The following is a 22,967-nucleotide window of genomic DNA, read 5'->3' on the forward strand; positions in this document are numbered from 1 at the left end:
CGCCGTGACCCTCGACGTGACAGACGTGACGACGGCCGGGCCGTCCCCTTCGGCGGACGGCTCTCGCCCCGGCAGGACGCACCGGTGGTGGCGCCGCTCCACACCGTGGATCTTCGCGGGACCGGCGGCGGTGCTGTTCGGGTTCTTCTTCGCCTATCCCCTGCTGGCCGGCCTCTACCAGAGCTTCACCGCCGACCGCGACGGCGTGACGACCTGGGTCGGGCTGGCGCAGTACCGCCGGATGATGGAGGACCCGGTCTTCTGGGCCTCGCTCCGCAACACCGGGCTGATCCTCATCGTCCAGGTCCCGCTCATGATCGTGCTGGCGCTGGCGCTGGCCTACGGGCTGAACCAGTCCTGGCTGCGGTTCCGCGCGACGTTCCGGATCGCCTACTTCCTGCCCGCCGTCACGATGCTCGTCGCCTACTCCGTGGTGTTCCGCGTCCTGCTCAAGACCGACGGCGGCATGGTCAACCAGATCATCGGCGCGGTGGGCCTGCCGGAGGCCGACTGGCTGAACAGCCCCGGCTGGGCGCGGCTGGCCCTGATCGGCTCGATCACCTGGCGCTGGACCGGCTACAACGCGGTGATCCTGCTCGCCGGACTCCAGGCGATCGGCCGCGAGCAGTACGAGGCGGCGGCCATCGACGGCGCCGGGTCCATCACCACGTTCACGCGGGTGATCATGCCGCAGCTCCGCCCGGTCATCCTGTTCTGCTCGGTGACGTCGACGATCGGAACGCTCCAGCTCTTCGACGAGAACTACGTGCTGACCGGCGGGGGCCCTGGCAACGCCACGATGACCCCCGTCCTCTACCTCTACAAGGTCGGCTTCGAGCAGCTCGACTTCGGCTACGCCGCCGCCATCGCCTGGGTGATCGTCGTGATCATCGGGCTGATCTCCTACGTGCAGTTCCGCTTTCTCGGGAAGGACGGGTCCCGGTGAACCCCGTGATCGAACGGCCGGGCCCCCGGCGTCCCGGACGGCAGGATCCCCAGCGCTCCGGACGGCAGGGCTCCCGGCGTCCCCTGCGGCTGGCCCCCCGGCATCTGGCCCGCGCCCTCGTCGGCGCGCTGCTCGTGGTCGGTGCGGTGATCAGCGCGGCACCGTTCTACTGGATGGTGGTGGCCTCCACCCGGGACAACTCCGAGCTGTTCGCGTCGCCGCCGCCGCTGGTGCCGGGCGGCCGGCTCCTGCACAACCTGGTGGAACTGCAGCACTCCATCGGCTTCGGCCGGGTGATGTTCAACAGCGTCGCCATCGCCGTCGTCTACACCGCGCTCAGCTCGCTGATCTCCGCGATGTGCGGGTACGCGCTGGCCAAGTACCGGTTCCGCGGACGGCGCGTGCTGCTCGGCGTGGTGCTGGCGACCATGATGATCCCGTTCCAGGTCCTGCTCGTCCCGCTGTTCCAGATGATGGCGAGCCTGGGCTGGGTCGACAGCTACCAGGCGGTGATCCTGCCGTTCCTGGCCAACTCGTTCGGCATCTTCCTGATGCGGCAGGCGTTCCTCGGCTTCCCGGACGAGCTGATCGAGTCCGCCCGCCTCGACGGCGCCGGCGACCTGCGGATCTTCTACCGCATCGTCCTGCCGGTGGTGCGCCCGCAGTTCGGCGCGCTGATCATCTTCACGTTCATGACGCAGTGGAACGCGTTCCTGTGGCCGCTGCTCATGCTCAACACCGAGGAGAAGTACACCGCGCCGGTCGCGCTGTACACGCTCATCGGGCAGAGCCACGTCGACTACGCCGGGCTGATCCTCGGCTCGTTCCTGGCGACGCTGCCGCTCATGCTCGTCTTCTTCCTGTTCCAGAAGCAGTTCGTGTCCGGGCTATTGGGGGGTGCCGTCAAAGGATGAAGGGACCTACGCGGGTGCCGGGGCTGCTCTACGGCGGCGACTACAACCCCGAGCAGTGGCCCGAGGACGTCTGGGCGGAGGACGCCCGGCTGATGAAGGAGGCCGGGGTCAACCTGGTCACCCTCGGCGTGTTCTCGTGGGCCCGGCTGCAGCCGGGGCCGGACGCCTGGGACTTCGGCTGGCTCGACCGGCTGCTGGATCTGCTCGACGCGCACGGGATCGCCGTGGACCTGGCCACCGCGACGGCCTCGCCGCCCGCCTGGCTGGTGCGCGCCCACCCGGAGGTGCTGCCCGTCACCGCGGACGGGGTGCGGCTGGAGTTCGGCTCGCGCCAGCACTACTGCCCGTCCTCTCCCGTCTACCGGGATGCGGCGACGCGGCTGGCGAGGGAGGTCGCCGAGCGGTACCGCGACCATCCGGCGGTCGTCCTCTGGCACGTCCACAACGAGTACGGCGACCATGTGACCGAGTGCTTCTGCGCCGAGTCGGCCGCGGACTTCCGTGGCTGGCTGCGGGACCGGTACGGCGATGTGGCGGCGCTGAACCGCGCCTGGGCGACCGACTTCTGGTCCCAGCGCTACGGCCGGTGGGACGAGATCGAGCCGCCGCGCACCGCGCCCGGACCGGTCAACCCGACCCAGCTGCTCGACTGGCGGCGGTTCTGCTCCGATGCCCTGCTGGCCTGCTACCTGGCAGAGAAGGCCGTCCTGGACGAGGCCGGCGGGGACATCCCGGTCACGACGAACTTCATGTCGATGTTCAAGCCGCTGGACTACTGGACGTGGGCGGCGCACGAGGACGTCGTGTCCGACGACGCCTATCCCGACCCGGCCGACCCGGTGGCGCACGTCGGCGCGGCGATGAACTACGACCTGATGCGCTCGCTGAAGGGCGGGCGGCCCTGGCTGCTGATGGAGCAGGCACCGTCTGCGGTGAGCTGGCGTCCGGTCAACGTGCCCAAGCCGCCCGCGCTGTCGCGGCTGTGGTCCTTGCAGGCGGTGGCGCGCGGCGCGGACGGCGTCCTGCACTTCCAGTGGCGGGCCTCGCGCGCCGGGGCCGAGAAGTACCACAGCGCGCTGCTCCCCCACCGCGGCACCGGTTCGCCGCAGTGGGCGCGGACCGTCCGCCTCGGCGGCGACCTCGCCCGGATCGCCGAGGTCGCGGGCGCCCGGATCGCCGCCGATGTCGCGGTCGTCCTGGACTGGGACTCCTGGTGGGCGCTGGAGCTGGACGACCATCCGTCGTCCCGGCTCCGGCTCAAGGAGCTCGTGCTGTCGTGGTACGGGGCGGCGCACGCCCGCAACCTGACCATCGACTTCGTCCCGCCGGGCGCGGACCTGGACCGGTACCGGCTCGTCCTGCTGCCCAACCTCTACCTGACGACCGGTGCGACCGCCGCGTGGCTGACCTCGTACGTCGCGGGCGGAGGCCGGCTCGTCTGCGGGTTCTTCAGCGGCATCGTCGACGAGCACGACCATGTGCACCTGGGCGGCTATCCGGCGCCGCTGCGGGACGCGCTCGGCGTCGTCGTCGACGAGTTCTGGCCGATCGCCGACGATTCGGCCGTCGACGTGGCGTTCGGCGACCGCGTCACCTCGGCGACGCTGTGGAGCGAGTGGCTGGAGCCCGGCACGGCGGAGCCCGTGGCCGTCTACGGCTCCGGGCCGCTCACCGGCCGCCCGGCGGTCACCCGCAACGCGCACGGCGCCGGACGGGCCTGGTACGTGAGCTGCCACCTGGGCGAGGACATCGGCCTCGTCCTGGACGAGGCGCTCGCCGACGCGGGCGTCCGCCCGGTGCTCGACGTCCCGGCCGGGGTCGAGGCCACCCGCCGCGACGGGCCCGGCGCCTCGTACGTCTTCCTGCTCAACCATCGCGCCGCCGAGACGGACCTGCCCGTCCCGGACGGCGTCGACCTGCTGACCGGCACCGCCGTGCGGGGCACGCTGCGGCTGGCCCCGCTCGGGGCGGCGGTGCTCAGAACGACCTCCACCCCCATCCCCGAGAGGTGATCATGCGAAGATCGCTGCGTGCTCTGGCCGGGCTGACGCTCGGTTCCACCCTCGTCCTCACCGCCGTCCCCGTCCCGCCCGCGATGGCGCTTCCCGGGCCGGACGGGTACGCCGACGTGCTCGACCTGCACGGCGTCCCCGCCAAGGCGCTGCCCGCGGAGGTCAACGAGATCAACGTGTTCGCCGACCGCGGCGCGTGGCACGCCTACGCGCTGCCGCGACCGGGCGACGAGGACGCCTGCGGCGGCTTCTCGGGGCCGCTCTACATCGCGCAGGAGTACCCGTGGTGGCTGAGCAAGGCGTTCAGCCGCATCCGGTTGCGCGAGGACGGCCGCGACATCGACCTCGGCGCCGCACGCGACCCAAGGTTCACCGCGCTGCCCGGGATGCTGCGGCAGACCTACGAGCTGCCCGGGCTGCGGCTCACGCTGGAACTGCGGTTCGCGTCCGGCCGCACCGCGCTCGTGCGCGCCCACGTCACCAACACTGGACACCGTCCCCGGACGCTCCAGGTCGGCTGGACGGGTTCGCTGCTGCGCCCGGACAAGGAGCCGATGAAGGACGCGCCGTCCCTGCACGCCACCGCGCACGGCGTCGCGGTCGGCTTCGCCCGGGTACGCGAAACGTGGGACTACCTCACCGACGGCACCGAGCGGTTCGAGATCGCGCACGACGGCCCCGTCCGCACGACCGTCACCGGCGACTCCTACCGCACCGACCTGGCCCGCCCGCTCACCGTCGCACCGCGCCGTCCGTCCGAACTCACCTGGACGGAGACCTACACCTTCACCGCCGCCGAACGCGCCCGCGAGGCCCCGGTCGTCGGGAACCTACTGCGACGGCCGGGCGCGGCGATCCGCAGCACGGACGAGCGCTGGCGCCGGTACGTCTCCGCCGTCACACGCGGCGTGCCCGCGGAACGGCGGCGGCTCGCGGTCAAGGCGCTCGAAACCCTGGTCACCAACTGGCGCGGCAAGGCCGGGAGACTCGGGCACGACGGCATCACCCCGTCCATCTCCTACAAGTGGTTCACCGGCGGCCTCTGGGCCTGGGACACCTGGAAGCAGGCGGTCGGCGTCGCGGGCTTCGACCCCGCGCTCGCCGAGTCGCAGATCAGGTCGATGTTCGACCACCAGGTCGCGCCGGACTCGCCGACGCGCCCGCAGGACGCGGGCATGATCCCGGACGTCCTGTTCTACAACGACCCGGCGCGCGGCGGCGGCAACTGGAACGAGCGCAACAGCAAGCCGCCGCTGGCCGCCTGGGCGGTGTGGGAGGTCTACCGGCGGAGCGGGGACGTCCGGTTCCTGCGGGAGATGTATCCCAAGCTCGTCGCCTACCACGACTGGTGGTACCGCAACCGGGACCACGACGGCGACGGCCTGGCCGAGTACGGCGCCACCGTCGACCCGTCCAACGACGGCCCGGAGGCCCGGCGGCTGGCGGCCGCGTGGGAGAGCGGCATGGACAACGCCCCGCGCTTCGACGCCGCCCTGGGCACCGCGACGGTGGACAACCGCGACGCGGCCGGACGCCTCGTCGGCTACTCGCTGAACCAGGAGTCGGTCGACCTCAACTCCTACCTCGCGGCCGAGAAGGGATACCTGGCGGCCATCGCGAAGCGGCTCGGCCACCGGAAGGCGTCCGAGCGCCTGACCGTCCAGGCACGGACGCTGACCGCCACGATCCAGCAGAAGATGTACGACCCGGCGACCGGATTCTTCTACGACACCGACCTCGCCTCGGGCCGTCGCCTCACCGACCGCGGCCGCGGCATCGAAGGGGCGGTCCCGCTGTGGGCCGGTGTCGCGACCCGCTCGCAGGCCGCCGCCGTGCGCGGCAAGCTGACCGACCCGAACGAATTCGCCACCCACGTGCCATTCCCAACGGTGTCGAAGAGCTCGCCGTACTTCGCCCCTGAGAAGTACTGGCGCGGCCCTGTCTGGCTCGACCAGGCGTACTTCTCCCTGAAGGGCCTGCAAAGGTACGGCTACGGCGGCGACGCCACCGCACTCGCCGACCGCCTGCGCGGCTCGGCTGCGGGCCTGCTCGGCAACGGGCCCATCATGGAGAACTACAACCCTCTGACGGGCGCGCCCCTGAACTCGACCAACTTCAGCTGGTCCGCGGCCCTGCTCCTGGCCCTCGACTGACCGACACCACCGGACGGGCCGCCTCCGGGCGGCCCGTCCCGACGGCCGCTTCCAACGGGACGGTCTCCCGTTCTCAAATTTTCAACTTCACCCTGGAGATGTGAAAACGATCTTCACGTGAAGTCGGATTTCCAGGGTTTCCCTATACGAGGAGCGGGCGGCTGACCTGCGGCTTTAGCGATGATTCGACCGCTATTCACAACGAGCGGCCAAGGCGGCGAAGATCGAAGCGGAATACCATTCGCCAATCAGCCCCAGGGTCGCGCCATGCCGGATCAGGTCGCGGCCAACGGCTCTGCCGAAGCGAGGTCCCCCGTGAAACGTACCGGCCGTCTGACCCTGTTGACCGCCACCGTCGCCCTGTCGCTGGTGCCCGTCCCCGTGGCCGCGGCCTCACCCGCGGCGAGCGGACCGGCCGCCTCGGCGGCCGAACCCGTCTGCTACAGCGAACCCTCGACCCCGACCGCCGACATCAGCGATCTCAAAGCGCGCTTCGGGGCCTCGAACTGGATGCCGACCTTGCAGGAGATGTACCGGCGGCGCTGGCCGAGCGGGGAGAAGTTGGCCATCGCCCAGGCGGGCGACAAGTACTGGACCCAGTTCGTGAACACCAAGAGCTTCGACGGGTTCGCCGAGTCGATGATGGTGGCGATCCACGAAGAGACCCACATGTGGGACCTGGACGGGTCCAGGACCAAGTGGAACGTGCACACCGCGGCCTGGATCAACGCCTCGCGGCAGGCGACCACCGTCCCGCTGCACGGCGGCTTCCCCCGCAAGGAGATCCTGCCCCTCATCACCGACAAGCTGAGCGACAGCATGGACGGCATCTACCTGCGGGACTCCCAGCAGGGCAGCTACCTGCTGCAGGGCGTGCTGGCGGAGCTGAACGCCGGGCTGACGGGGCTGCCCGCGGCCACCGTGGTGCAGGAGTACATCAAGGGGGTCGGGGCCAGCAACGCCCGCGACATCGCGGCCACCAACCTCCGCTACCTGCTGCTCTACCTGCGCGTGGCCAAGGACAAGCACCCCGACTACTGGGCCAAGATCAAAAACGAGCCGAAGCTGCGCGAACTCGTCCTGACCCAGTTCCTGCGCACGGCCTACTGGCTGGACAAATCCGCGCCCTACACCGGCAAGCTCGGCAGCCCGAACGCCGACAAGATCACCGCATTGAACTACTCCCCCGCGAACCTCGCCATCGTCGAGGAGTTCACCGGCGCCACGGTACGCCGCGACACCGACAAACACTGCACCACCTGATATCCACTGACGTGCGAACCCCTTCAGGATCGGCTTGCGGACGGGTTGGCGGTCAGACTCCCTGGCTGGCGATCGGGGCCCGAACACCCCAGGAGGCCGTTCGTCCAATGACGAGCCAGAGATCAGGAGTGCCGGGAACGGAGCTCGTCGGCCCAGGCCAGGATTCGCTCGCGGATTCCAGCGGCGGCCGGGCCGTCGACTCCGTACGCGGCGAACTCCGCGTCGCTGCGGCGGCGCACGAACGACAGCATCTCGGCGAACGTCTCCACGTCGAAGCCCGCGTCCCGGCGCGCCCCGAACTGCAACAGCTGCTCTCGTGAATAGCGGCCCGACTCCAGCAGCGCGTCGATGTCAATGAAGTCCCTGGCATGCGCCCGGGAGAACAACGCCTCGGTCTTCCCCGCCGCGACGTCGTCGGGATGCAGTACCGGTCCGAGACCCATCTGCACCGGCGGGCGGAACCTGACGTCGGCGACGACCTCGACCTTGCAGCCTCGGCCAGCTCCCGGTTCAGAGATCCACAATCGGACGTAGCGCTGGGTGCTCTGCATCACCTCGGTGTCAAGACCGGCCGCACGATACGCCCCGGCGACCCGCGCGGCCGCGGCGGGGCAGTCCATCTCCAAGGCACCGAAGAGATCGACGTCCTCGCTCGGCCGGTCCACGATCCCGTAGACTTGCACCGCGTATCCGCCGGCCAAGGCGAAGCCGTACTCGCCGGCCACGCTGAGCCCGATCTCGATCAACCGTCGATGGAATCGGTCCACCTACGCCGCCCGGCCCCGCAACCGGGCGATCTTCGCTTCCCACATCCGGCGGACCCGCACCGGCAAGATCAGGTCGGGCCAGACCGACACCAGCAGTTCGGCGTTCAGGTACCGCTGCAGGTCCTGCTCGCGGCCCTCCTGGATGACCTGCTCATACATCACCCGAAGCGAGTCCCGGTCGGACAGGTCGTAAGACCGCCGCGGGCTCCAGTCCAGCCACCCGGGCAGCACGACCACCCCGCCCGCCGGCCCCGCGAGCTCTTCGAGTGAGCCGGGCACCGCGTACGGGCGGATGTTCGCGTAGTTCAACGCCCCGTCCATGGCCTCCAGTCTGCCACCAGCGCGAGGGCTGCGGGAACGGTGGTGCGAGAGCCCGGCTCACCGGATCCGGTGCGGAGGCGGCCAGCGCGGAGAGGGTGGCGGCGACGGCGGTGGGGCGCCGCTCGGGATCACGGGTGCCGCAGCTCGCGCGGGACCGGCGCCAAGCGCCGAGTGCGCTGGGTGGGAGCGGGCTTGCCCTGGGAGATGGCCAAGAGCAGCGCTGCGAGGGTGCCGCCGGTGAAAACCGGCCGATCACCACTCTTCCCATGTCTTGCGCCACAGTCGGACACAACAACGTCGGCACACGGGCCGGAAGTGTCCCCAACCCGATTGTGATCAGCTTGCGGCGCCGTCAAGTGGCCAGGTGTACGGAGAGGGTGGTGTAGGCGCGGAGGTGGTCGGGGGTTTGCGGGTCGGTCGAGATGCGGAGGGCCTGGTAGGGGCCCGGGTCGTCCGGCAGCTGCGGCATATGCTCGATCGTCAGGGCGTCGGCGGTGGTCAGCAGACCGTCCAGGACCGCTTCCGCCAGCGTGTGATTGATGTGAATGAGGTAGTCCTGGAGCGTCAGTCCTTGGGTGGCGACGCGCAAATGGGCGATGGTTCCGGCCGCCGAGTGCGGATTCGCCAGGGGGACGCGCGAGGTCGTCGGCCAGGCTGGATCGACCGTTCCCTGGAGGGGGCGGAGCATCCGGCGCAGGGGTTGGTAATCGGCGAGGGGGACCGGGCCGTACCAGGCGATCGATCCGTCTTCGGAGAGGTGGTCGGGAGGGAAGCGCGCCTTGAGGTTGCGCGGGTTGCCGGCGAGGAAGATGGTTCGGGTGAAGCCGGCGTACCAATGGGCGCGAGCCTGCGGGACGATCCGGGCGGCGAACGCCACTGCCGAGCCGGCGAAGGTCGCGGGAGTGAAGTCGCGCAGTACGGCGATCGCCGCGATGCCGGTGCTGCCGGACGGCCATGCGCGATGAGCCCGTGAGATCCGGTCGTCGAGTGCCGCTCGCAAGGTCGCTTGGTCGAGCATGGGGCCTCATTCGGTGATGAGCCGGTCGATTTCCGCTGCCAGTTCGGCGGGCGACGCGGTGTCGGCGAGGATTCGGTGGACGCGCGGCTTCTCCAGGGACTTCAGCGCCGTGTCGTAGCCTTCGCGGATCTGTCGCAGGCGGTCCTGCCGCTCGTGCATTTCCGGGGGGCGGTCGCGTTCGTGGATGCGCCGCCGAGCCTCCGCCACGTCGATGTCGAGGAAGACCACGACGTCGGGGAGCGACACGTCGAATCGGACGGCGAGTGCGGCGGCCTGCTCTTCGGCCGGCAGGTCGGCCAGCCGGACGAGGTCGGCGGCGACGGTGGTGAGGTCGGGCGTGTCGCCGAGGCGTCGTCCAAGGCGCTCGCACCAGGCCAGAGCCGCCTCCACGTTGGCCGTGTCCAGGGACGCGAGCCCCCTGCGGAGCTCGGCCGGACGGTCCGGGCCGGTGGCGCGTTCGATGGCGCTCCGGTAGATCGGGATGTAGACGAGGGCGTCCACGATGGGGTGCCGTTCGGAGATGACGACCTGTGCCCCCATTTCGCGGATGAAGAACCGTTCGGTCACGGCATAGGTGCACATCTGGAGATAGAGGACGGCGAGCTTCAGGTCGGGGGCGCCGAGCCGGTCGGCGTCGCGCGACATCGCGCCCAGGTGCCGGGACAGCGCGTGCAGCGGGCCGTCGGGGTTCTCGTGGGCGCGGAGGCAGGACACGGTGGCCCCGCCGGTGAGCAGCCGGATCACGGTGGACTTCCCCGAGCCGTCGATCCCGACGACGGCCACGCGGAGCGCGTCAGCCGGCACCGGTGCCCTCCATCTCCAGCAGGCGCACGACGTTCGGCACGAGGTGCTTGAGGAACGGCAGCTCGCGGTGCGTGTGGGCCATGAGGTACAGCTGGAGCCGGGTGATCGAGAAGTCCCACAGGGCCAGGCGGTACCCCTCTCGCCACGAGTCGGGGCCCGGCACCTCGGCGCCCGCGTCCCGGACGGCCTGCCGGTGCAGTTCGAGGAGCGCGGCCACGTCGTCCTCCCCGGCATCGGCGGGCAGGACGAACGCGAGCAGCTCGACCAGGTCGCGCTGCGGGACGTGGAGGGTCGCCAGCTCCCAGTCGTAGGCGACCAGGCTCAGGTCGGAGGCGCGCAGCGCGATGTTGCGGGGGTTGAAGTCATTGTGTACGAGCGTGCGGGGCAGGCGTTCGAGCCGTGCCCACCAGTCGCCGGACGAGTCGATGATCCGGCGGAGCCGGTGGAGGACGTCCGGGGTGAACCACTGGGGATGCTCGGCGGCGTGCTGCTCGGCCATCGCCGTCCACAACCCGCCCATCGCCGACATCCGCTCCGCCGACTGGACGCGGCCGAGCCAGCCGCGGGCGGTCAGTTCGTCCTCGCGGCCGAGCCAGGCGGCGTGGACGCCGGCGATCCCCTCGATGGCGGCGCGCACGTGCTCGCCGCGCCACAGGCCGGGACGGTCGGCGGTGTCCTTGAGGATCACGCCGGGGCCCAGGCGCTCCATCAGGATCACGTACGCCTCGCGTTCGGGGTCGACGTGCACGCCGTACACCTCGGGCATGACGCGGGCGAGGGCCGGGTCACCGCTCCGGTAGAGGGCGACCTCGCGGGTGTGGACGTCCTTGAAGCCGGTCCAGTCGCGCCATCTCGCGTACAGGTCGGCCAGCGCCCCGCCGGACAGCGAGGCCAGCTTGGCCGCCTCGATGATCACCTCTTCGTCGAGCGGCTTGACCTTCGCGACCAGGTCGATCTCCTTGGTGGTGCCGCCCGGGCGGGCGTAGCCGACCCGCAGCGGGACCACCCCGGTCAGCTTGCGCCGTTCCCCGCGGGAGGTCATCTCGGTGAGCAGGCCGGACTGCGACTCGTCCACCGGCGTCGCGACCTCGACCACCTTCAGGTCCGGCGCGTCCAGCGCCTCGGCGAGCAGCGGCTCCAGCAGCGGCGCGTCCAGGTCGGCGCGGGTCAGCCAGTGGACCCGGCGGGAGCGGCCGAGCCGCTCGTGGGCGTCGGCGAACTGGCCGCCGGCCACCGCGGCGAGCGTGGAGAGGTTCACCGCCAGCGAGAACCCGCAGATGATCTCCGCGAGCCGGTGCATCCCGCCGTCGCCCGCGCAGCCCAGGGCCTCCAGGTAGGCGCGCTGCCGGGGCAGGCCGGTGCCGCCGCCGACCGTGCCGATCACCAGGCCCGGCAGGAGCAGGCCGGCGCGCAGGCCCCCGTCCTCGGGCTGGACGCTGAACACCGCGCCGCTCGACTCGTAGACGCTGGCGATGTCCTGGCCGGTGGCGACGTAGACGGCGGCGATCACGTTGACGGCGTCGATGTCGAACCCGACCATCCCCGCCTGCTGGGCGGCCGGGACGGCGATCCGGTACGTCCGGTCGATGGCCTCCGGAGTGGTCTTCAGCACCCGCTGGACCGTCGCCCGGTCCAGCGTGCACTCGGCGGTCACCCGGGTCCCCCGTCCGGCGATCATGTTCAGGTGGGTGAGCTTCTTGTCCCCGCTCATGTTGCCCTCGATCGCGAACCAGGTGGGCGCCATGCCGGGCAGCGTGGCGATCCGGTCGTTGATCCACCGGCAGGCGCGCCAGGTCGCCGCCGTGGTCATGTTCTGCCCGCCCGCGTCGGCGGTCTCGTAGACGAAGCGCAGGTGGACGACCCGGCCGATCTGCACCGGGTCCAGCTCGACCAGCCGGGAGTGCCGCGAGACCTCGCGGATCTGCTCGGCCAGTTCGGTGTGCCGGCCGGTGACCCACTGCGCGAACCCGGCGGCCGCGCCGATCCCGTCGAACTCGAACACCGGGGCCCGCGTCATGCGCTGCGCGATCACCCTGGTCTCGACCCCGCCGGCCCGGGTGATGGCCTTGGCGCCGCGGGCGGCCGAGGCGACCAGCGCGCCCTCGGTGGTCGCCAGCGGCACGGTGACCGGGCCCCGCGCGGCGTCGCCCCGGAAGAGCAGCGGCCCCGCCAGCCCGACCGGCACCTCGACCGTGGCCACGTAGTTCTCGATGTTGCCCATGAGGTCGCGTGCGGGAATGCCCGCCTCTTCGAGGGCGGTGAGGGACGCTCCGGTGGTCCGGCGCAGCCATCCCAGCCGCGCTTGCCGGGCGGTCTCGGTGTACCGGCCGCGGCCGGGGACCTCCTCGGTGCTCGCGGTCATCGCGGCTGCTCCCCTGCCGTCCGTGCCCACATGGGGGAATCGGGCCGGAAGACCCGGTCCTTGACCCGCGGCGGCCGTTCGCCCGCCTCGACCCGGCGCCGCCAGTCCCGCAAGAACAGTTCCGGCTCAGCCGGGACGACGCCCAGCGAAGCCAGCGTCCCCTTTTCCCTCGCCCGCCGGTAACCGGCGGATTCCTCGGCCAGGCGGGCGTCCAGAATGCGGCTGAAGGCCCGTTGCTCGGTGCCGGTGACCTTTCCGTGAAAGGCCACCAATGCCTGGTGGGACGGTGTTCCGGTACTCGCGGGGTCCAGCCGCCACGTCACGTTCCGGACCTCCAGCCCGGTGTCGGCGACCGCGGCCGACATCGCGCGCAGCACCTGGTGCTCTCTCAGCCGTTCGTCCGCGGCCGAGAGCATCCCGTCCCGGCCGCAGTACTCGACGCGCGGCGTACGGTCGACGAATCCCGCCACCCGGACGATGTCCCTGGTCGCGCAACGGTAGAGCCCGGCGATATGCGAGAGGACGACATGATAGTCCCGGCCCTCCTCCAGTTCGTGGGCCAGCATCGTCTGCGAATCACCGCGAACGTCGTCCTCCGCCGGGACGAATTCGTAGAAGCAGGACGGCGTCATCAGGGCGCCGGCGGTGAAATGGCGGTCCACCGCCGCGACCAGCGGCCCCTCGCATGAGCCCAGCGGCGCGGGCAGCACCCGCACCCCCGGGCCGTACTCCTGCGCGACCCAGGGGAGGTAGAGGCGCGCGACATAGGACGTCCAGGCGAGCACCACCTCAAGCCGGGGCCACAGGTCGCACGGCCGCACGGTCCCGGACCGCCGCGCCGCGCGCTCGATCTCCCGGGCCCGTTCGGGCGCGGGCTCCCGGAACGCCGCCCCGCCCAGCGTGCCGTCGTGGATCTCCTGGACGATCCGCTGCCACCACAGGCCCAGCTGGTACGGCAACGCCGCGGCGATCGCCGGATTGACCGCGATGACGGCGCGGATGTCGTGCTCGGCGGCCAGGCGCAACCGCAGGTACGTGCGCTCCCAGGGGTCGGTCTCGTCGAACCGCTCGGGCAGCCTGCTCCACGGGGCCCGGTTGCCGAGCCCGGTGGCGACGTCCTCGCCGATGCGCCTGTAGTCGATCTGGCTGGGGCCGATGTGCGGCTGCCCGCCCTCGGTGCGTCCCGTCCGGGAGTGCGGGTCCTGCCACAGGTTGAGCACCGAGTCGTCCGCGGCCGTCATTCCCGGATGGTGCTCGACCGCCGTCGCGAGCCCGGCGAAATAGAACGGCAGGAAACTGCGCTTGAGAAAGGTCGCGGTGACCGGGATCCGCTTCTCCGCGCCGGTCGTGCCGCTGCTGGAGAAGTAGACGATCGGGTCTTCGCTGGAGAGCACCCCCGATTCGCCGTTGACGACCCGCTCCAGCCAAGGCGCGAACTCCTCGTGCACGCGGATCGGCACCGCCGCACGATAGTCGTCGGTGCTCTTGACGGCGGAGAACCCGTGGGAGCGACCGAAGTCCGAATCCCGGTTCGCCTCGACCGCGGCGGCGAGCACCGTCGACTGCACCGTCTCCGGATCGGCCAGCGCCTCGCGAAGCCGGGCCTGCTCGTCCTGGGCACGGCGGCGGAATTCGGCTTCCCTGCCGACCGGTGCGGGTTTTCCTTGGGCGGCGGGTCTCGTTTGTGATGTCTGCACGTGTGACGGCCTTTCTTCGATGCCGCATGGGGCGGAGGGCTACAGGAAGACCTCGTCCAGGAGGCCCCGGCTCGGCATGCGGCTGTTCTTCGCGAGAAGCCGGCAGGTCAGGCGGTAGGGGTCCACCCAGCCGGACGGGGTGAGGTGGGAGCGCAGGTCGTCGGCGGGGCCGGGGCCCCGGTCCGCGCGGGCGAGCAGCCTGCCCGCTCTGCCCATCGCGCGGCGGAGCAGGCTGAGCTTGAACGGGCCCGCAGCGGTCCCGTGCAACATGTTGATGAAGTAGATCCGCATTCCCAGGCGGTAGACGTCCTGGTCGACGTGCCGGAGGCACAGGGCCGACAACTCGTCCAGCGCCGTCCCGGCCCAGCCCCCGTTCCGGCTCGACCCCGCGACACCCGCTATGGGCACCCGGCCGAGCGCCAGCCGTGACGTACGGGCCCCCAACTCCCGGAGGATCCGCTCGGCAAGCGCGTAGTCGTGCCCGATCTCCTGGTCATGGACGAGGAGCACCCGGTCGTACTCGGCGAGCCGCGGCACGAGGTCGCGCAGGACCATCAGCAGGTAGTTCGCGTGCCCGTCCGCGCTGACCACCATGCGCAGCGGCATCCCCCAGCGGGTGCCGTCCAGGTACACCGGCCCGCCGAGCCGGCGGTGGTCCAGGCACAGGCCCAGGTCCGCGAGCAGCTCGATCAGCTCTCCGATCGGCAGACGGTAGGGCCGGTCAGCGAAGAAGCCCGGATCCAGCACGTTCAGCAGCCACAACTCCTCGCCCCACGCCCGCAGGATCCGCTCGCTGCCCGGATGGATCCATCCCTGCTCCGCCCGCACCGCGTACGGCCGGAGCACAGGGAAAGGCGGCGCCGGCTCGGCGTGCGACTTCACATAGAGCTCGCCGAGGTCGTGCACGGAGAAGCGGGCGAGATCGGCGTCGCCGAGCGTCCGGTCCAGGTACTCCCAGTACCGCAGCGTCTGCCCCGTCAGGCACGCCGAGCGCGTGTTCCACAGATAGGTCACCTCGCCCAGCGCCCGGGTGCCCCGGTACAGCGCGTCCACCCAGAGGAACCCCTTGGTGTGGGTGGGCAGGATCGGCTTGGTGGGAGTGATGGTGATCGGTGCGATCAGCAGCCGCTCGCCATCCCCGGCGCGGTCGTTCGGAATGACGGACCAGCTCCTTTCCCAGGTCAGCGCGGCCTCTGCCGCGCACGCCCGGATAGGGCGGCCGCCGCCGGCCCGCGCACGGCACGGCCGCGCCGATCGCCACGTTGATCAGGAAGATGGCCCGCCGTCCCCCTCAAGAACGTCGTGGCGCGGGCACACCCCAACGTGGCGAACCGATACATGGATCCCGTTTCCGTATGTCGCTGCCGAGAACGGCGTCAAGGCATCGCGCACCGTTGTGCGGGGACCGAATGAAATGGTGGAACCAGCGAGTCGCACTCCTGCACCAAAGTTCTGCGCCACCCCCCGTTGGGCTCGGGCCCCAGCTTGCAATAGAAACGTTTCGGCGAGCCAGCGCGTGACCTGATCAGGCCACCGGCCCGCTAAATCGAATATGCCGGTACGGCCCCTACCAGTTGATCATCACTTACGGTAGCGCCGGCGGCCCGTGCCGTGATCATGCTCAGCCTTGACACGGAACATATCGGCTGTATAGTTCTGGACTTCGGAACGCCAGCCCTTTCTCTATCATTTCCATGGAATCAGCCGGGGCGCCCGCGTCAAAAGGTGTTCGTCTGCGAACACCCTTCGGATGAGCAATCCCCGGTGCGGTTTTCGGCGACCCGCCGGGCTCGGCCTCGGTCAGTGGACGGTGACGGGGACCGCGGTGATTCCTTGCAGGAAGCTGAGCCGCGACCACGGCAGTTGCTCTGAAGGCAGGACCGGCTCCAGGCGGGGTGCGAGCCGGGCGAGTGCGAGGATCACGGTCTGGATCTCCACGCGGGCCAGTTCGGCTCCGGCGCAGTAGTGGGGGCCGTGGCCGAAGGCCAGGTGGGCGGGTCCTGGCCGGTCGGGCAGCAGGTGGTCGGGACGGGGGTAGACGCCGGGATCGTGGTCGGCGTGGTCGAGGGCGGCCAGCACGATGTCGCCCGCGTCGATGCGGGTTCCGGCGATGGTCATGGGGCGGGAGGCGAACCGCCAGGTGGACAGGGCGGTGGCCGTGGACAGTCGCAGGAGTTCCTCGGTGACCGGTCCGGCCAGCGCGGGGTCGTCGCGCAGCGTGCCGGCCAGTCCGGGGTCTTCGATCAGCCGGACGGCGCCGTTGGCGAGGACCGACACGGTGTTGAGGGTGTTGCCGGCGATGAACTGGAACAGGACCCCGATCGCCTCTTGTGCGCTGATGGTGCCGTCCTGCCATGCCGAGGCGGCCAGGGTGACGACGTCGTCGTCGCGCTGCTCTTCGGGGGTGTCCCGGCGCTGCTTGAGCAGGCGCATGGCGGTGCTGCGCACGTCGGTGACGACTTCCAGATAGCGCGGGTCGTCGGAGTTCAAGGGGCCGAACAGCATCGCACCGCCCCGGCGCACCAGTTCCCGGTGCCGGTCAGGGATGCCGAGGACGGTGCACAGCACGCGCACGCCGAGGGGCTCGAAGAGGTCGGCGACCAGGTCGCCGCCGCCGCGGGCCACGATCTCGTCCACGAGATGGCGCGTCTCGGTCTGGATGTGCGGGCGCCATCGCGCCGTGGCCCGGGCGGAGAACGCCTGCTGGGTGATGCGGCGCAGCCGCGTGTGGTCGGGGGCGTCCAGGCCGAACAGATGCCGTACCCCCGGCGCGTACCCGTCCTCGGGGTAGCGGCGGCCGCCGAAGGGGGGCCCGCCGTCCGGCAGGCGCGACCAGTCCTTGATCAACCGGTCGTCGCTCAGCACCTGTCTGACGTGTTCGTAGCCGGTGACGATCCAGACCGGAAGGTCGTCGAACATCAGGACCCGGTCGACCGGGCCGGGCAGCGCGGCGAGGATGCCGTGGATGGCGCGCGAGCACCCGTGCGGGATTCGTGGATGCGCCATGGGTTCTCACGACCCCTGGTCCGGCAGGCGGCGGTACTGCGGATGGTCGGTGGCCAGCCGCCGCGCTGCGGCCAGACGCTGCCATTTGCCGCTGGTGGAGCGGGTGAGGTAGCGAGGCTGGACGAGATGCACCTGGACGCAAGGATGTCGCGCTTTGCGGAGGGCCGCGGTTCCGGCCAGGCGCTCAGCCTCTGTCGATTGCTATGAGCAGGCGCTGGGCGGTTGTTCGTTCGGCGTCGAGGTGGACGTCCTCGACCTCTACGTGATCGAAGCTCATGGAGGGCAGGACCAAAGGCGGCGGGTTCGCCGGGGTGAAGGTGAGGGGCAGCAGCCCGGCGAGCCGCGCGGAGAAACGGGCGGTTCGCAGGACCACTCCTCCGTGCAGGGACAGCGAGGCGGCGTCCAGCGTCCACCGGCCGTGGCGGCCGCTGACCTGGGCTTTCACTTGGTTCAGCTCCGCCTGGTCCATGCTGAACTGGAGGAGGTCCGCAGATCCCCGCGGCGTCGGCAGCGTGACGACGCCGTCGAAACGGAGCCCTGACATGGCCAAGGTCCCGGCTTGGAGTGAGAGCGGTTCAGCGCCGGCGAGGTCGGCCGGGCTCGCCGGCACCGGCAGCATGAGGTGGCTCAGCAGGAGGGCGACCGCGGGCGCCGGATGCATCATCCGGCCGGGGTCTCGGAGTCGTGGGCGGACGGACGGTCGGGCTTCGGGGCCCAGCCGAAGGACAGGCCGCCGCCCAGGATGCTGAGGAGCATTCCGACGCCGAACCCGCCGAGGTTGGCCGTGATCCACGAGGCGAGTCCGAGCAGGGCGGCGGCCACCCCGAGGAAGGATCGCTGGTCCGGCTGGGCCCAGATCACCACGCCGATCAGGACGAGCAGTACCGCGACGATCTTCCCGGACAGGCCCGGGACGCCGAGTTGGAACTGCTGGACCAGGTGAACGAGGGTGATCAGGAGCAGTTCGGCTCCCCCGGCGGTGATCAGCAGACCGCCCCAGAAGGGCCGCGAACGTCTCCAGCGGCGGAAACGCTCCCGGACGTGGCGGAGGGTGTCAGAAGCACTCATGGCGTCCCGGCTTCACGGCGATCTTGAGGCCCGCGAACATGAAGTTCCCCGCCGTGACCGCCTGGGTCTGGAGCCGGAAGCCGGTCAGCTGGAGGCGTTTCGCCTGCTGCCCGTACTGGCCGGGAGCGCCCAGCACGTCGTTCGGTCCGCCGGACAGGGACGCCGCGTCACGTCCCAGTGCGAGACCCTCGAAGGTCGCCCCTGTCTCCATCCGGGTCAGGTCGATGACGAGGCTGGTGGCGCGCACGGGGGTGTCGCGGCCTGAACGCAGGAGGAGGGTGATCGGCCCCGCCGGGGTGTCGGCGAGCATCGAAGCGCACATGTTCCGCATTTCCGCGGATCGGATGCCCGTGATGAGGACGTGTTCCGAACGGCCCTTGGAATCCTTGTCCAGCCCGGTGAACTGGACGAGCCCGGCGCCGTCGAGCCGGTCCGCGCTGATCTTGAACTCGTCGCCGGCGATGGTGAAGTTCGCCGCGATCGACCCCCGCATGGTGAGGGTGACGAGGGCGGCCGCGGCCGTCAGGGACGGCACCATGAGCAGGGCCGCCCGTTTCCACCGCACCTTTCCGCACCGGCCGTGGTTCCGCGCGTCGTTCATGTGGACTCCCCTCGCGGCGTCACGCCTGCCCGGTGTTGACGGGCAAGCTCGGGATCGTTCTCCAGCACCCATCGGACGAGCGTCTCCACCAAGGGGGTGACAGGCTCGATATGGCGGGTGATGGGCAGCGGGCGCGTGATGGTGAGGTACGGGAGCAGAGGCGCCAGAACGGATGTCCGATGACGCTCCTGGACGGGGACGATCTCGAAGCGCGGCAGAGCCGGCGCGCTCCGCTCGGCGAGCCACCGGTTGGCGGCGCCGGTGACGAGGGTGACGACTTCCTCAAGACGGGGGGCGTTTACGCCGAGTCCGATCGTCTCGACGCGAACATCGGGCGGTGGCGGCGTCCCGGCGATATCGAGAACGCATTCGGCGACGTCGCAGACGGGCACCAGGTCGATGAACGCGGACGCGTCTCCCGCGATATCGGTCACAAGGCCGGCGGCGAAGACGCGCGGGAGGATATAGGGACCGGAAAGGCGCGCGACCGCTCCGTCTGAGCGACGGCCCACCACGATGGAGGGGCGGACGATGGTCAGCGGGGCGTATCGGCTCCTCGCCACGCGCTCCGCTTCGGCCTTGGAGTATTCATAGGTGTTGCGGTAATCGGCGAGGTCGGTGGATTCGATCGACCCGGTCCAGCCCGTCGCATATGCGGTCGAGATGTGGATGAGGTGCGTCTGCGAGGACATCAGCGGGGCGAGGGCGGTCAGCGGCCGGACGTTCGCCCTCCTGGCCGTCTCGGGCGGGAGATCGAAGCGGGGACGCGCCGCGGCGTGCACGATCACCGACCATGGCCGCCGCAGCGCCGGTGGAGGTGCGGTATCCCCCATCGGCCACGCCACCGAAGCGTTGCCGCCGCCGGCCGAGCAGCCGACGGCGTCCCATCCGCGCCTTCTGGCCCGCTCCATGAGTTCGGCTCCGACGACGCCTGATGCGCCCGTGACGAGCATGCTGCGGCCCGGGTCCGGTGGGGGGCCGTGGAGCCGCAGGTAGGCGGCATGGGTCCGGGAAAGGTGGACGAGGAACTCCTCGTGCGCTTGGACCACGAGCTGCCGCGGGTCTGTCATGACGGATGCCGCACCATATGGACGCCGTCCAGCTCGATGCGCGGGGCGTTGTCGTCGCCGTCCAGGAGGACGACGTCGCACCGGGCGTGGGCGGCTCCCGTCTCGCCCGCGTACACCAGGCAGGTGGCGGGGCCGGCGATGAGGCCGGGGCGCCGCACCCGGCATTCGTCGAACCCCATGGGCAGGCAGGCACCGCCGAGAATCCGACCGGCCCACAGACCGGCGATCTGGAGTGCGCCGTCCACGGCCCCGGTGTCCGAACGCCACCGCCGTCCATTCGCCCAGCCGAGCCGGTGAGCTCCGATGACGGTTCCCTGTGCGCCGCCATCCGACAATCCGGCAAGGGCCGTGATGGCCTGGAAGGCCGGTCCGGGGAACAACAAGCCCTCCGAGTACAGTCTTTCCCCAGGCCAGGACGTGCCCGGTTCGGTGGGCGGCTCGCATTGGCCGGCGGGAGCGCTCTCGCGATCTGATATCGCGGCGGTAACGCGGTAATACGGACGGCGAGGGTCCTCCCCATGGAGTGTCAATTCCAGGTCGCCGCCGGACGCCCGACCGGTGTCCGCGCCACATAGCACCAGATGGTGTCCATCGCCGTCGAAGCTGGGGAGTTTTATCCCCCGGTAGACCTTCAGGTCGCGCAGGCAGGTCCGGGCGTCCCCGGCAAGGAGATCCTGGGCGGCCGCCAGAAACCATTCGAGTGCCTGCGCCATGGGCACGAGCGGCACATCGGCGACGCAATGGTCGGCGAACTGCGGGTGGCCGGCCTCGTGGACGTGCAAGCGCGCGATGGTGCGCGGCGGGCGCGTCATCGGCGGCATCGTGCGGACGACCCGCGCGCCGGAGCCTCTCGTGATCTCGCTCAGGAAGGCGTCGGCGCCGGCCGGTGGCGGGATGAGCGCGTATCCGGCGGCGCGGAACCGTTCCGCGATCCTCTCGGTGACCATGCCCGCCTCCCATGGGCCCCAGGCGATCGTGCGGACCGCGCAGGACGTGCGGCGGCTCCGCTCGGCGGCCAGCACGACCTCGACCGTCTCGTTGGCCATCGCGTAGTCGCATTGGCCGGGTGTGCCGAGGTGGGCGGAAACGGAGGAGAAGGCGCAGATCAGGCGGAGCGGGTCGGTGGCGGTGGCGGCGAGCAGGGAGCGGAGCCCGCAGACCTTGGTGTCGAAGACGCGGTCGAACCTGGCGTCGCTCTTGCCGGCGATCCGCTCGTCCGCGAGCACGCCCGCGCCGTGGACCAGACCGGTGATCGGCCCCCAGTCCCGCCGCACTCCGGCCAGGGCGGCCGACACCGCGTCCAGGTCGCGGACGTCGGCGGTCAGATAGCGGACGTCGGCCCCGGTCCGGCCGAACGCTGCCAGGGACCGCCTGACCTCCCGGACGGCGAGAATGCGCTGAGCCTCGGCCCGCAGTTCGATCAGGTCGGGCTTACCGTCCTCCCGGGAGCGGGCCTGATCGCCGAGAGTCTTGATCAGCGCATGTTCGGTGGCGGCCTCGCTGAGCCCCGGGGGCTCGTCCTCCAGCACGGTCCGTCCCAGCAGGATGAGTTTGACGTGAGCGGCGGCGGCCAGCCGATGCAGCGCCGTGGCCGTGACGCCGCGGGCGCCGCCGCTGGCCACGATCACCGGCGCGTCTCCCAGAACATCGTGGATCCGTTCAGCGGAGACGGTGTCGTCGGCGGAGTCGATCTCGGCCTGGTCATAGCGCAGGACGACGCGCTCCCCGTCCGGGCGCAGACCGACGCTCAACGCGGGACCGCCCGCGGTGATCTCGTGGACGATGGCGGTGGCGGCCCGCTGACGGTCGTTCACGGCGCAGTCGATGGCCTTCACCCCGGCCGACGGGTGTTCCGAGGCGACCGTCCGGGCGAGCGCGGACAGCCCGCCGGCCCAGGTGGCGGGCCCGGCCGCGGCGGTCGTCCCGAAGTCTCCGCCGGTGCCCTGGACGGTGACGAAGACCCCGCCGTCGCCCAGCCGGGGCGCCAGGGTGCGCGCGGCTTGGAAGGCGGCGCGCTGGACGCCGAGCGCGTCGTCCACGCTCAGTGGTTCCCGGAACCCGCCGAGCAGGATGGCGCCCGTCGCGTCCGCGGGCACGGTGTCGACGACCTCCGCGTGGACGGCATGGGCGGCGAGCCCCTCCACCACGAGCGGCGCCAGGCCCGCGCCGTCGTCGGTGACCACCATCCGGCCCTCGGTCCGCGGCCGCACCACCCCTAACCCGGTCGGCGGAGCCGGTTCGACGCGCATCACCTGCCGCAGGACGGGCGGGTCGGCGCTACCCGGCTCGCTCCCGCCTCCGCCCGCCGCCACGGCGGGTGAGGGTCCTCCCAGCAGGTCTTCGGCCTTGGCGATCACGTCACCGATGGTGCGCAGCGACGCGAGCTCGGTGAGCGTGTCGGCGTCGAGCTCGTTCAGGCTCGGGACCACGTCCTGCAGTGAGGACAGGATCTCCACCCGTTTGATCGAATCGATGCCGAGGTCGACGTCGAGCTGCTGTTCATCGCGGAGCATGTCGGCGGGATAGCCGGTCTTGTCCTCGATGACCGACAGCACGAACGTCCTGACCCCGTCACGTCCGGGACGCGGCGGTGCCGTCCCCGGCCGTTCCGGCTCGGTCACCGCAAGCCCGGGTCGCCACGGCCCGATGCCCGAAGCCGAGGCAGGGGCCGAGGGGAAGGAGGACGCTTCCTCCAGCGCTGGTGCGGGTGCCAGTTGTTCAGGTTCGTTGATGGGTGCGGCTTGTGGCGGCGGCGCCAGGACGGTCGGTTCTGGTCGCGGCGGCGGCACGGCGTACGGCGGACGCGCTGCAAGTGTCCGCTCGGTCAATTCGAGGAACTGCTGGTGCGTTTCGGTGAGCATGCGCTGGAACGTCAGGTGGGCTTCCGCGATGCGCTGGAGTGACTCGTCGCCGGGCATATGGCCGGTGTCCTGGATGGTGGCGGGTTCATTGGTCGGGGCGGGTG

The 22,967-nt window shown here is 70.8% G+C and carries 19 protein-coding genes; 5 read left to right on the forward strand and 14 right to left on the reverse strand.

The window, feature by feature from the left end:
* Nucleotides 1-4: 4 nt before the first annotated feature.
* The 5 genes from E1298_RS03490 to E1298_RS03510 all read left to right on the forward strand — a co-directional run bounded on the left by E1298_RS03490 (nt 5) and on the right by E1298_RS03510 (nt 7,288).
* Nucleotides 5-946 carry a carbohydrate ABC transporter permease gene (locus E1298_RS03490; protein ID WP_131889271.1) on the forward strand — a complete coding sequence of 314 codons (942 nt, stop codon included), beginning with the start codon at nt 5-7 and terminating at the stop codon, nt 944-946.
* Complete coding sequence (locus tag E1298_RS03495) at nt 943-1,860, forward strand: carbohydrate ABC transporter permease (RefSeq protein ID WP_207944415.1); 918 nt, start codon at nt 943-945, stop codon at nt 1,858-1,860. The genes E1298_RS03490 and E1298_RS03495 overlap by 4 nt, the downstream gene beginning before the upstream one ends.
* The gene (locus tag E1298_RS03500; RefSeq protein WP_131889272.1) at nt 1,857-3,872 is read left to right on the forward strand and encodes a beta-galactosidase; all 2,016 of its coding nucleotides are present in this window, start codon (nt 1,857-1,859) and stop codon (nt 3,870-3,872) included. Before E1298_RS03495 ends, E1298_RS03500 begins: the two co-directional genes overlap by 4 nt.
* 2 nt (nt 3,873-3,874) lie before the next feature.
* Nucleotides 3,875-6,025 carry an MGH1-like glycoside hydrolase domain-containing protein gene (locus E1298_RS03505; protein ID WP_131889273.1) on the forward strand — a complete coding sequence of 717 codons (2,151 nt, stop codon included), beginning with the start codon at nt 3,875-3,877 and terminating at the stop codon, nt 6,023-6,025.
* A gap of 342 nt (nt 6,026-6,367) precedes the next feature.
* Entirely contained in the window at nt 6,368-7,288 is a 921-nt protein-coding gene (locus E1298_RS03510; RefSeq protein ID WP_207944416.1) for a hypothetical protein, read from the forward strand.
* Nucleotides 7,289-7,410: 122 nt separating this feature from the next.
* On the opposite strand, the gene E1298_RS03515 is transcribed toward E1298_RS03510, so the two are convergent.
* The 14 genes from E1298_RS03515 to E1298_RS03575 all read right to left on the reverse strand — a co-directional run.
* Entirely contained in the window at nt 7,411-8,034 is a 624-nt protein-coding gene (locus E1298_RS03515) for a nucleotidyl transferase AbiEii/AbiGii toxin family protein (RefSeq protein WP_207944417.1), read from the reverse strand.
* A gap of 21 nt (nt 8,035-8,055) precedes the next feature.
* Nucleotides 8,056-8,376: a hypothetical protein gene (locus E1298_RS03520; RefSeq protein WP_131889275.1), complete on the reverse strand. Its 321-nt coding sequence runs from the start codon at nt 8,374-8,376 to the stop codon at nt 8,056-8,058.
* Nucleotides 8,377-8,728: 352 nt separating this feature from the next.
* Nucleotides 8,729-9,394 (reverse strand): DUF6182 family protein, encoded by a 666-nt coding sequence (locus E1298_RS03525; RefSeq protein ID WP_131889276.1) that lies wholly within the window; start codon nt 9,392-9,394, stop codon nt 8,729-8,731.
* A gap of 6 nt (nt 9,395-9,400) precedes the next feature.
* Complete coding sequence (locus E1298_RS03530) at nt 9,401-10,198, reverse strand: deoxynucleoside kinase (RefSeq protein ID WP_165975277.1); 798 nt, start codon at nt 10,196-10,198, stop codon at nt 9,401-9,403.
* Complete coding sequence (locus E1298_RS03535) at nt 10,188-12,560, reverse strand: phosphotransferase (RefSeq protein ID WP_131889278.1); 2,373 nt, start codon at nt 12,558-12,560, stop codon at nt 10,188-10,190. The genes E1298_RS03530 and E1298_RS03535 overlap by 11 nt, the downstream gene beginning before the upstream one ends.
* Nucleotides 12,557-14,257, reverse strand: a complete 1,701-nt coding sequence (locus E1298_RS03540; RefSeq protein ID WP_165975278.1) for a GH3 family acyl-acid amido synthetase — start codon at nt 14,255-14,257, stop codon at nt 12,557-12,559. Before E1298_RS03540 ends, E1298_RS03535 begins: the two co-directional genes overlap by 4 nt.
* A gap of 39 nt (nt 14,258-14,296) precedes the next feature.
* Nucleotides 14,297-15,310, reverse strand: a complete 1,014-nt coding sequence (locus tag E1298_RS03545; protein WP_131889280.1) for a hypothetical protein — start codon at nt 15,308-15,310, stop codon at nt 14,297-14,299.
* Nucleotides 15,311-16,057: 747 nt separating this feature from the next.
* On the reverse strand, nt 16,058-17,263 hold the full coding sequence (locus E1298_RS03550; RefSeq protein ID WP_131889281.1) for a cytochrome P450: 1,206 nt from the start codon (nt 17,261-17,263) through the stop codon (nt 16,058-16,060).
* Between the two features lie 6 nt (nt 17,264-17,269).
* On the reverse strand, nt 17,270-17,395 hold the full coding sequence (locus E1298_RS51095; protein WP_279497700.1) for a hypothetical protein: 126 nt from the start codon (nt 17,393-17,395) through the stop codon (nt 17,270-17,272).
* A gap of 52 nt (nt 17,396-17,447) precedes the next feature.
* A complete protein-coding gene (locus E1298_RS03555; RefSeq protein WP_131889282.1) occupies nt 17,448-17,927 on the reverse strand; it encodes a hypothetical protein in 480 nt (159 codons plus the stop codon).
* Nucleotides 17,924-18,331 (reverse strand): DUF6114 domain-containing protein, encoded by a 408-nt coding sequence (locus E1298_RS03560; protein WP_131889283.1) that lies wholly within the window; start codon nt 18,329-18,331, stop codon nt 17,924-17,926. Before E1298_RS03560 ends, E1298_RS03555 begins: the two co-directional genes overlap by 4 nt.
* The gene (locus E1298_RS03565; RefSeq protein WP_131889284.1) at nt 18,318-18,932 is read right to left on the reverse strand and encodes a DUF6230 family protein; all 615 of its coding nucleotides are present in this window, start codon (nt 18,930-18,932) and stop codon (nt 18,318-18,320) included. Before E1298_RS03565 ends, E1298_RS03560 begins: the two co-directional genes overlap by 14 nt.
* Complete coding sequence (locus E1298_RS03570) at nt 18,929-19,885, reverse strand: SDR family oxidoreductase (protein ID WP_165975279.1); 957 nt, start codon at nt 19,883-19,885, stop codon at nt 18,929-18,931. Before E1298_RS03570 ends, E1298_RS03565 begins: the two co-directional genes overlap by 4 nt.
* A gap of 113 nt (nt 19,886-19,998) precedes the next feature.
* On the reverse strand, nt 19,999-22,967 hold a 2,969-nt coding region (locus E1298_RS03575), incomplete at its 5' end, for an SDR family NAD(P)-dependent oxidoreductase (protein WP_131889286.1).

Origin of the sequence: Actinomadura rubrisoli (genome assembly GCF_004349215.1) — a bacterium.
Lineage (GTDB): Bacteria > Actinomycetota > Actinomycetes > Streptosporangiales > Streptosporangiaceae > Spirillospora > Spirillospora rubrisoli.

Bases quoted from the DNA above. Each gene is read 5' to 3' on its own strand.
- E1298_RS03570 (WP_165975279.1), bottom strand. From the start codon at position 19,885: ATGCTCGTCACGGGCGCATCAGGCGTCGTCGGAGCCGAACTCATGGAG.
- E1298_RS03535 (WP_131889278.1), bottom strand. From the start codon at position 12,560: ATGACCGCGAGCACCGAGGAGGTCCCCGGCCGCGGCCGGTACACCGAG.
- E1298_RS03525 (WP_131889276.1), bottom strand. From the start codon at position 9,394: ATGCTCGACCAAGCGACCTTGCGAGCGGCACTCGACGACCGGATCTCA.
- E1298_RS03560 (WP_131889283.1), bottom strand. From the start codon at position 18,331: ATGAGTGCTTCTGACACCCTCCGCCACGTCCGGGAGCGTTTCCGCCGC.
- E1298_RS03505 (WP_131889273.1), top strand. From the start codon at position 3,875: ATGCGAAGATCGCTGCGTGCTCTGGCCGGGCTGACGCTCGGTTCCACC.
- E1298_RS03520 (WP_131889275.1), bottom strand. From the start codon at position 8,376: ATGGACGGGGCGTTGAACTACGCGAACATCCGCCCGTACGCGGTGCCC.
- E1298_RS03500 (WP_131889272.1), top strand. From the start codon at position 1,857: ATGAAGGGACCTACGCGGGTGCCGGGGCTGCTCTACGGCGGCGACTAC.
- E1298_RS03555 (WP_131889282.1), bottom strand. From the start codon at position 17,927: ATGATGCATCCGGCGCCCGCGGTCGCCCTCCTGCTGAGCCACCTCATG.
- E1298_RS03565 (WP_131889284.1), bottom strand. From the start codon at position 18,932: ATGAACGACGCGCGGAACCACGGCCGGTGCGGAAAGGTGCGGTGGAAA.
- E1298_RS03550 (WP_131889281.1), bottom strand. From the start codon at position 17,263: ATGGCGCATCCACGAATCCCGCACGGGTGCTCGCGCGCCATCCACGGC.